Here is a 1927-nt window from a genome sequence, read left to right on the forward strand (position 1 = left end):
TTTTATATAATCTAAAATTTAAAATAAAAAACCTGATAGTAAAACTATCAGGTTATAAATTATCTCATTATAGTATAAGCCATATAAGCTATATATAAAACTACTAATATTATACCTTGGCTTTTAACAAGAGAACTTTTATTTTTCATAAATACATATAGTAATATTGTTATTAAAACCATAAATATTATATCTATGAAAGCTAACATACTCATTGATATTGGGTTTATTACAGCTGCTAATCCTAAAACTAGAAGTATGTTAAATAAATTTGAACCTATAACGTTACCTATAGCTATTTCAGTTTCACCTTTTTTTATAGCTACGATAGATGTTACAAACTCTGGTAGAGAAGTTCCAACTGCAACTATTGTAAGTCCAACTAAGTTAGCACTCATACCAAATGAAGTAGCAATAGATGTAGCTGCATCAACAACCATATCTCCACCAACTACTATACCTACTATACCTACAAGAGATACTAGTATAGTTTTAGGAAGAGATATTTCACTAGTAGTTTCTATTGCGATAGCAGTTTCACCAGTTTCTGAAGAATCACTTTCTGAAGCATTCTTAGCTGATTTTATAGTATTTACTAAGAAATAAGTAAATAATGCTAAAAGCGCTAAACCTTCAACTCTTCCTATGTTTAAGTTAATTCCAAATATTAATAAAAGTGCACTAACTAATATTAAAAATGGAGTATCTTTCTTTATAGTATCTTTTTGAACTGGAAGTTTAGCTATGATAGATGAAACTCCTAGAACAACAAGAATATTGAAAAAGTTTGATCCAACAACATTAGCAACACTCATATCATTTTGTCCTGCTAAAGATGATGTAATACTAACAGCAGCTTCTGGTGCACTTGTTCCCATAGCAACTATAGTTAATCCTATAATCATAGAAGGTACGTTAAACTTCTTTGCTATTGATGAAGCTCCTTCAACGAATACATCTGCTCCCTTTATAAGTAATACAAATCCTATTATTAAAATTAAAAACGACAAAAGTATTCCTCCCTATATTAAATTTTAGATTTTTATAACAAGTATATCATATATATATAATTTTGAAAATTAAATATATTTATTTAATTAAATCAGATACCTCATTTTTAGATAGAACTCTCCATTTACCATAAGGTATATTTTTTAATGTTAAGTTCATTATTCTAACTCTTTGAAGTTTTTCAACTGAATAACCAAATACTTCACACATTCTACGTATTTGACGATTTAGACCTTGAGTTAAAACTATTTTAAATGTACGATTATTAACTTTTGTAACAACACACTTTTTAGTAGTTACATATTTATTAGTTACAGGATTAAATATACGAACACCGTTAGACATTCCATTTATAAATTCTGGAGTTATATTTTTATTAACAGTAACCTTGTATTCTTTTTCATGTTTATTTTCAGACCTAAGTATTTTATTTACTATACTTCCATCATTAGTTAAAAGTATAAGACCTTCTGATGGCTTATCTAATCTTCCTATTGGGAATATTCTTTCTGGATAATTAACATAGTCTATGATATTTCCTTTTACATGACGTTCTGTTGTACAAGTTATACCTACAGGTTTGTTAAGTGCTATATAAACATTATTATTTTTAGGTTTTATAAGCTTATTATTTACTTTAACCATATCACCTTCTTCTACAGTTTGGCCTACTTGTGCTTTTTTTCCATTTACAGTAACTCTTCCTTGTTCAATAAGCTTATCAGCTTCTCTTCTTGAACAAAGTCCAGTTGAACTTATGTAGTTATTTAATCTCATTAAAAGACCTCCTAAAACTTTAGTATAACTTATTAATTATATTATAGTTAATTTATCTAAGCAATAATAAAAACTAAGTTAATTAAATATATGTAATATTAGTTATGTACAAAATAGATGAGCTATATAAGTATATAAT

The 1927-nt window shown here is 26.8% G+C and carries 2 protein-coding genes; both read right to left on the reverse strand.

Annotated elements, in window-relative coordinates; all coding sequences use genetic code 11:
• Positions 1 to 59: 59 nt before the first annotated feature.
• Positions 60 to 1010 (reverse strand): calcium/sodium antiporter, encoded by a 951-nt coding sequence (locus G3997_RS04590; RefSeq protein WP_296648806.1) that lies wholly within the window; start codon positions 1008 to 1010, stop codon positions 60 to 62.
• A 79-nt stretch (positions 1011 to 1089) separates the two neighbouring features.
• Positions 1090 to 1788: a 23S rRNA pseudouridine(2604) synthase RluF gene (rluF, locus tag G3997_RS04595; protein WP_296648811.1), complete on the reverse strand. Its 699-nt coding sequence runs from the start codon at positions 1786 to 1788 to the stop codon at positions 1090 to 1092.
• Between the last annotated feature and the right edge of the window lie 139 nt (positions 1789 to 1927).

It is taken from the genome of Romboutsia sp. 13368 (genome assembly GCF_018336475.1).
GTDB lineage: Bacteria > Bacillota > Clostridia > Peptostreptococcales > Peptostreptococcaceae > Romboutsia.

Excerpts from the sequence above, each read along its gene's own strand:
- rluF (WP_296648811.1), bottom strand. The coding sequence starts at position 1,788 with ATGAGATTAAATAACTACATAAGTTCAACTGGACTTTGTTCAAGAAGA.